This is a genomic window from Pseudomonadota bacterium (assembly GCA_030775045.1).
GTDB lineage: Bacteria > Pseudomonadota > Alphaproteobacteria > JALYJY01 > JALYJY01 > JALYJY01.
The window spans coordinates 1-6,453 of the sequence record JALYJY010000102.1 but is presented as its reverse complement, the minus strand read 5'-3'; the positions used below and the strand labels follow the sequence as shown (position 1 = coordinate 6,453).

General features: G+C 61.1%; 8 protein-coding genes. 4 read left to right on the top strand and 4 right to left on the bottom strand.

The window, feature by feature from the left end; genetic code table 11:
- The first annotated feature begins 267 nt into the window (after window positions 1-267).
- Window positions 268-1,227: a thioredoxin-disulfide reductase gene (trxB, locus tag M3O22_08230; GenBank protein MDP9196731.1), complete on the top strand. Its 960-nt coding sequence runs from the start codon at window positions 268-270 to the stop codon at window positions 1,225-1,227.
- Between the two features lie 75 nt (window positions 1,228-1,302).
- Here trxB and M3O22_08225 read toward each other — a convergent pair whose 3' ends face one another.
- From M3O22_08225 to fabD, 4 genes are all read right to left on the bottom strand, one after another.
- Window positions 1,303-1,869, bottom strand: coding sequence for a DUF1013 domain-containing protein (locus M3O22_08225; GenBank protein MDP9196730.1), 567 nt, complete (start codon window positions 1,867-1,869; stop codon window positions 1,303-1,305).
- Window positions 1,870-1,987: 118 nt separating this feature from the next.
- On the bottom strand, window positions 1,988-2,524 hold the full coding sequence (gene thpR, locus M3O22_08220; protein ID MDP9196729.1) for an RNA 2',3'-cyclic phosphodiesterase: 537 nt from the start codon (window positions 2,522-2,524) through the stop codon (window positions 1,988-1,990).
- Window positions 2,525-3,265, bottom strand: a complete 741-nt coding sequence (fabG, locus tag M3O22_08215) for a 3-oxoacyl-[acyl-carrier-protein] reductase (GenBank protein ID MDP9196728.1) — start codon at window positions 3,263-3,265, stop codon at window positions 2,525-2,527.
- Complete coding sequence (gene fabD, locus M3O22_08210) at window positions 3,258-4,220, bottom strand: ACP S-malonyltransferase (GenBank protein MDP9196727.1); 963 nt, start codon at window positions 4,218-4,220, stop codon at window positions 3,258-3,260. Before fabD ends, fabG begins: the two co-directional genes overlap by 8 nt.
- Before the next feature lie 367 nt (window positions 4,221-4,587).
- Here fabD and rpsF point away from each other — a divergent pair, with 367 nt between their 5' ends.
- From rpsF to rplI, 3 genes are read left to right on the top strand one after another with little or no spacing between them, the layout of a single operon-like run.
- Complete coding sequence (gene rpsF / locus M3O22_08205; GenBank protein ID MDP9196726.1) at window positions 4,588-5,007, top strand: 30S ribosomal protein S6; 420 nt, start codon at window positions 4,588-4,590, stop codon at window positions 5,005-5,007.
- Between the two features lie 26 nt (window positions 5,008-5,033).
- Window positions 5,034-5,306, top strand: a complete 273-nt coding sequence (rpsR, locus tag M3O22_08200) for a 30S ribosomal protein S18 (protein ID MDP9196725.1) — start codon at window positions 5,034-5,036, stop codon at window positions 5,304-5,306.
- A gap of 22 nt (window positions 5,307-5,328) precedes the next feature.
- Window positions 5,329-5,889 carry a 50S ribosomal protein L9 gene (rplI, locus tag M3O22_08195; protein ID MDP9196724.1) on the top strand — a complete coding sequence of 187 codons (561 nt, stop codon included), beginning with the start codon at window positions 5,329-5,331 and terminating at the stop codon, window positions 5,887-5,889.
- The last annotated feature ends 564 nt before the right edge of the window (window positions 5,890-6,453 follow it).

Sequence of the window (6,453 nt, the reverse complement as noted above, 5' to 3'; positions counted from 1 at the left end):
CTCTAGGAATTCCGGGCATAGGCCCTCTGCGAATGCCAGAGTCTTCCCGGGTTCCGGGGATTGGCCCCCTGCGGATTCCAGGATCCGGGCTGGTTCCAGGCTGAGGGGTATCAGACATTCCGGAAAACATGGCAATCCTCATATCGTTAAAATTCCATTCTGACGGTACAACACGGATTTACTTGCGACAACAGCTATGGGTGGACGGTTGAGTTTCCCGGGTGTTGTCGCTACACCGGGGACAGGATCAGAAACACAGGAACACCCATGTCCACCACACGCCATGTAAAGGTTCTCATTATCGGGGCCGGACCGGCCGGCTATACGGCGGCCATCTATGCTGCCCGCGCCAGCCTGAATCCCCTGGTGATCCAGGGCATGCAGCCGGGCGGCCAGCTGATGATTACCACGGACGTGGAGAACTATCCCGGCTTTGCGGACGTGATCCAGGGTCCCTGGCTGATGGAGCAGATGGAAAAGCAGGCCCGGCATGTGGGAACCGACATGGCCTTTGACCTGATCACCCGGGTGGATTTCAGCCAGCGGCCTTTCCGCGCCTGGGGCGATTCAGGAACCCTGTACACCGCCGATACGGTCATCATTGCCACGGGGGCTCAGGCCCGCTGGCTGGGACTGGAGAGCGAGAAAAAATACCAGGGCCACGGCGTGTCCGCCTGCGCGACCTGCGACGGGTTTTTCTTCAAGGGCAAGGAAGTTGCCGTAATTGGCGGCGGCAATTCCGCCATGGAGGAGGCGCTGTACCTGACCCACCATGCGTCAAAGGTCACCGTCGTCCACCGCCGCAATGCCTTTCGGGGCGAAAGAATCCTGCGGGAGCGGGTCGCGAAACACCCGAAGATCAGTGTGGTCTGGGACCATGTGGTGGATGAGATCGTGGGCGATGCCAGCAGCGGTGCTCCGGCCGTCACCGGCCTGCGCCTGCGTCATGCGGAAACGGGCGCACTGTCCGACCTGCCGGTCCAGGGTGTATTCATCGCCATCGGCCATGACCCGGCTACGAAGGTGTTTAAAGACCATGTGGAGATGGACGAGTCAGGCTATATCCTGACAAAACCGGACAGCACGGCCACAAATATCCCGGGTGTCTTTGCGGCCGGAGACGTGAAGGACAAGGTGTTCCGCCAGGCTGTCACCGCCGCCGGCATGGGATGCATGGCTGCCCTTGAGGCGGAGAAGTTTCTTGCTATGCAGGATTCCGGGGGTTGAAACCCTCACCCGACACTGCGTGTCACCCTCTCCCGGCGGGAGAGGGAGGGACCCGCAAAGCGGGAGGGTGAGGGATTACTCCTCATCCGTCGCAGGCGTACTGTCGCCTGTCGCCGTTGCAGAACCTCCCGCAGCGGCAATGGCGTCGTCCAGCGCCTTCTGGGTGATCAGGCCCAGAAGTACGGGATTGCGGGGATTGATATTGCTGATGTTCCAGTGGGTCCGGTCGCGGATATTCTTTATGGTATCCCGCGTGGTGCCCAGAAGGTCGCAGAGCTGCCGGTCCGACAGTTCGGGGTGGTTCTTGAGAAGCCAGGCAATACCGTCCGGCCTTTCGGCGCGCTTTGTAACCGGCGTATAGCGCGGACCTTTTTTCTTGCGGGCTGCTGCTTCGGGCACATCCGTGGCAGCCAGAACCAGGCGGGCATCCGGGTCTTTCTCGCAGCGGGCGATGTCTTCCAGGGTCAGCTGGCCATTGCGGACCGGATCCAGGCCGATCATCCCTATGGCAGAGTCACCATCGGCGATAGCTCCGACTTCCAGCCGGTGCAGACCGCAGAATTCTGCTATCTGGTCAAAGCTCAGGCTGGTGTTGTCCAGAAGCCATACAGCGGTCGCCTTGGGCATCAGGGGCTGGGCCACGTCTTGTTCCTCCGCATACAAAAAACCACTGGCGGCACCGGATTTTGGCCGGCGCCCAGTGGCTGAAATTCCACATTCCGGACTGTATTATGGGGCAGACAGTTTCCGGAGGCAACCCTTATTGCACCAGAGGGAAATCCTGCAGGGGTTCGTAGACGGACCCCGATTCTCCTGTATGGCTGGCATACAGGGTGAAATGGTCAAACAGGACCGGAGTGGTCCGGAACAGACTGTTCCCGGACAGAAAGCGCAGGATCCGGTCTTCCGGTGCATTTTTCAGCCGCGCCAGGGTCACATGGGGTGTGAATTTCCGCTCGTCCGGCGGGATCCCCGCGCGGCGTGTTGCCCCTGCGATCTTTCCGTGCAGAAGCTGCAGGCCGGGTGAATCCTCCACCCCCGCCCACAGGGAGTGGATCTTCCGGTCCCCGAACTGGCCCACGCCCCGGAAAGTCAGGGTAAAGGCCGGGCAGTCTACCAGTGACAAGGCGGCGGCCACATCCTCCAGAACGCTGTTGTCCAGGGGACCCAGAAACCGCAAGGTCAGGTGAAGGTTGTCCTCCGGCGTCCACCGTGCACCCGGAATGCCGCCATACAGCAGGGTGAAGTGGGTGCGGATATCCGGCGGGATGCCAAGAGCGATGAAGCAGCGGGTCACCTAGATCATCGCCATCCCGCCGTTGACGTGCAGCGTCTGGCCGGTGACGTATGCGCCCTCGGTGCTGGCCAGGTACAGGACAGCGGCGGCGATTTCCTCCGGCGCGCCCATGCGGCCCAGCGGAATCGAGGCATTGATCTTTGCCTTCTGGTCGTCGTTCAGGGCGGTGGTCATGGAGGAGGCGATGAAGCCGGGCGCGACGCAATTTACCGTGATGCCGCGGGAGGCCACTTCGGCCGCCAGCGCTTTGGACATGCCGATCATGCCGGCCTTGGACGCGGCATAGTTGGCCTGGCCCGGATTGCCGGTCACGCCGACGACCGACGTAATGCCCACGATCCGGCCGTGGCGATTTTTCATCATGTTTTTCAGCACAGCCCGGCACAGGCGGAAAGCGGCCGTCAGGTTCACATCCAGGACGGTCTGCCAGTCCTCGTCTTTCATGCGCACGGCCAGGCCATCACGGGTCACGCCGGCGTTGTTGACCAGGATATCGATGCGACCGCCCAGTGCAGCCTCGGCATCCTTTGCCAGCTTTTCCACACTGTCAAAGTCGGACAGGTTGGCGGGCGTGACGACGGCCCGGTCCCCCAGAGAGGACTTCAGGGTCTCCAGTGCCTCTGTCCGTGTGCCGGACAGGGCTACTGTGGCACCGTGCCGGTGCAGGATGCGGGCGATGGCCTCACCGATTCCGCCCGAAGCTCCGGTCACCAGAGCCGTCTTTCCGGTCAGATCAAACATGGGCTCTGGCTCCCTGAAGATGGGCAATAAAAGCTTCGATGTCGGCGGGGGTCTGCACGGAGATTCCCTTCAGGGATTCATCAATGCGCCGCGCGAGGCCTGACAGCACTTTGCCGGCGCCGATCTCGGCCAGCGTGTCCACGCCCTGGGCTTTCATGAACAGGACACTCTCGCGCCAGCGCACGGCCCCGGTGACCTGCTCCACCAGAAGACGGCGGATGGTCTCCGGATCCGTAACAGCCGAAGCGGTCACGTTGGCCACCACGGAAACGGCAGGGGCCTGGATCTTCACCTGCGCCAGCGCCTGGGCCATCTCATCCGCGGCAGGCTGCATAAGGGCACAGTGGAACGGCGCGCTGACGGGCAGCAGGACGCTGCGACGGATCCCGCGTTCTGTGGCGATGGCAATGGCCCGCTCCACGGCTTCACGGTGGCCGCTGATGACTACCTGTCCCGGCGCATTGTCGTTGGCAGCTGTGCACACCTGCCCCTGCGCGGCGGCAGCGGCGATTTCCTGCGCCAGCGCCAGATCAGCGCCCAGAAGGGCCGCCATGGCACCCTGTCCCGGAGGAACGGCCCGCTGCATGGCCTGTCCCCGGCGCTTCAGCAGGCGCGCGGCGTCAGGTACAGACAGGGAGCCTGCTGCCGTCAGGGCCGAATATTCCCCCAGTGAATGGCCGGCCACGAATCGGGCTGTCTTTACCAGGTCAATCTTCGCGTCCTGGACCAGGATCCGCATCACGGCCATGCTGACGGCCATCAGGGCAGGCTGGGCGTTTTCCGTCAGGGTCAGATCGGCTTCGGGTCCCCCGAACATCAGAGCGGACAGGTTCTGCCCCAGGGCATCGTCCACTTCCTGGAAGGTGTGCCGGGCGACCGGAAAGGCCAGCGCCAGATCGCGGCCCATGCCGGGAAACTGGCTTCCCTGGCCGGGAAATACAAAGGAAAGGCTCACGGAATCTCCTGATGTTTTCAGGGCGGGAACTTCCCGAAGTCATACCTGCCTGCCCCATGGAGTCAAGCACCAGATCTCCTGCAGAACCCGCTGCGGCGAGGCGAATTCCAGGAGCGAGGACCGCAAAACCGGAGTGTACAGAAACGTACATGAGGATTTGAGGACCGCAGCGACGCGGCAGGCGCCCGCTGCAGTCAGGGTTATGGAGGAGATCTTGCTTGCCGCGGGCGTTTTTTTGTGTATAGTCCGCGCTCTTGTAACCACTCCTTGCCGGTCGCACAGGCGTCCGGCTGTTGGGACAGAAACGGTAGAGCGGCAGGGTTTGCCGCCGGCCGGTCCCGGAGACAACCACAGGGAGTCCGAACGTATGGCGCTGTACGAAAACATCCTGATCGCGCGTCAGGATATATCCCCGGCCCAGGCTGAACAGCTGGCCGAATCCATGGCTGCTGTTGTCAGGGACAATGGCGGCAAGGTCACAAAGACCGAGATGTGGGGCCTGCGCACCCTCGCCTATAAAATCAACAAAAACCGCAAGGGACACTATGTCCTGATGAACCTAGATGCGCCTCCCGCCGCCGTAAAGGAGCTGGAACGCACCATGCGCATCAACGAGGATATCATCCGCTTTCTCACCGTCCGGGTTGAAAAGCTGGAAGACGGTCCGTCCGTCATGATGCAGGCCAGAAATGAACGGGGTGACCGTTCTTCCGGCCCCCGGCGTGACTTTGACCGTCCGTTCCGCGGTCCCCGCGAAGAGATGTCCGATGAAGGAGAACTGGCATGAGTGCATCATCCGCTGCTGCCCGGGACATGGGCGAATCCCGCGGTGCAGGCGAGTCCCGTGGAGCCGGCGCCGGTGGACGCCGTCCCTTTTTCCGCCGCCGCAAGAGCTGCCCGTTCGCGGGCCCGAACGCGCCGGTCATTGACTACAAGGACACCAAGCTGCTGTCACGCTATGTGTCCGAAAAGGGCAAGATGGTGCCCAGCCGCATCACGGCCGTTTCCGCCAAGAAACAGCGTGCCCTGGCCCAGGCCATCAAGCGTGCGCGCTTCCTGGCCCTGATGCCCTATGTGGTCGAATAAGGCCGGAACAGGAGAGACAGTCATGGAAATCATTCTGCTGGAACGCGTGACCCATCTGGGTCAGATCGGCGATGTGGTCACTGTAAAACCCGGCTATGCCCGGAACTTCCTGCTGCCGCAGAAAAAGGCGCTGCGGGCCACAAAAGCCAACCGCGAGGTGTTTGAGCGCCAGAAGGCCCAGCTGCTGGCCCGCAACCAGGAGCTGAAGAAAGAGGCCGAGGCACTGGCGAAAAAGATGGGCGGCCTGAAGGTGGTGGTGATCCGCCAGGCGGGTGAAACCGGCATGCTGTATGGCTCGGTCAATGGCCGTGACATTGCGGATGCGGTGAAGGAAAAAGGCTTTGCCGTGGATCGCGGCCAGGTGTCCATTGCCTCTCCCATCAAGGCTCTGGGCCTGTTCCAGGTCCAGGTTGACCTGCATCCCGAAGTGCCCGTGAATGTCACGGTCAACGTGGCGCGGTCAGAGGAAGGGGCTGCTGTGCAGTTCGAGCGCGGCACAGCCGTGGTCACTGTCCATGAAACAGCGGAGCAGACCTGGGACCAGCCCGCCCCTGAAGAGAATCAGGACGCTTCCGCGGCCTGAGGTTCTTTCCCCAATACACATCTGAAAAAGCACAGGGAGTATATCCCTGTGCTTTTTGTATAATTCATCGTTACAGACAGAAACTGGTCACGGCGGATCAGGAACAGGTATATGATCCGGCCGCTGGCGCCGGAACTGCCCGGCGGGCATTCTGGCTCCCCATATCCATAAATATCTGGTTACAGTAAGTTTTTACTGTGTCTTTGGCTCCATCAAATTCTTTGCGGATGCCTTCCGTTATCCATAGCGCAAACTCTGGACGATCAATCGCCACAAGGCTTACGACAATCAGGGCACAGTTCAGCTGTCTGGTTTCATCGGTTGAATCCGGCGTTTCCTTATACAGCCTTTCTCATCAGATCCAGCATTTTCTGGAAATCAGCATGCGTAACACCTGTTCCGGCTTGCTGGTCTTGCCTGCGCCCTGAAAATTCGTCTATGGTTTTTGGGCCTGATGCGCAGGCAGAAAAAACCCCCAGCACTCCGGCAGCCAGAACAGACCTTAACCCTTGCTTGTGTTGTCTGGATTTCATGATGATTCCCTCACATTTATCGATTTATACC

Excerpts from the sequence above, each read along its gene's own strand:
- trxB (MDP9196731.1), top strand. The coding sequence starts at position 268 with ATGTCCACCACACGCCATGTAAAGGTTCTCATTATCGGGGCCGGACCG.
- fabG (MDP9196728.1), bottom strand. The coding sequence starts at position 3,265 with ATGTTTGATCTGACCGGAAAGACGGCTCTGGTGACCGGAGCTTCGGGC.
- rpsF (MDP9196726.1), top strand. The coding sequence starts at position 4,588 with ATGGCGCTGTACGAAAACATCCTGATCGCGCGTCAGGATATATCCCCG.
- rpsR (MDP9196725.1), top strand. The coding sequence starts at position 5,034 with ATGGGCGAATCCCGCGGTGCAGGCGAGTCCCGTGGAGCCGGCGCCGGT.
- rplI (MDP9196724.1), top strand. The coding sequence starts at position 5,329 with ATGGAAATCATTCTGCTGGAACGCGTGACCCATCTGGGTCAGATCGGC.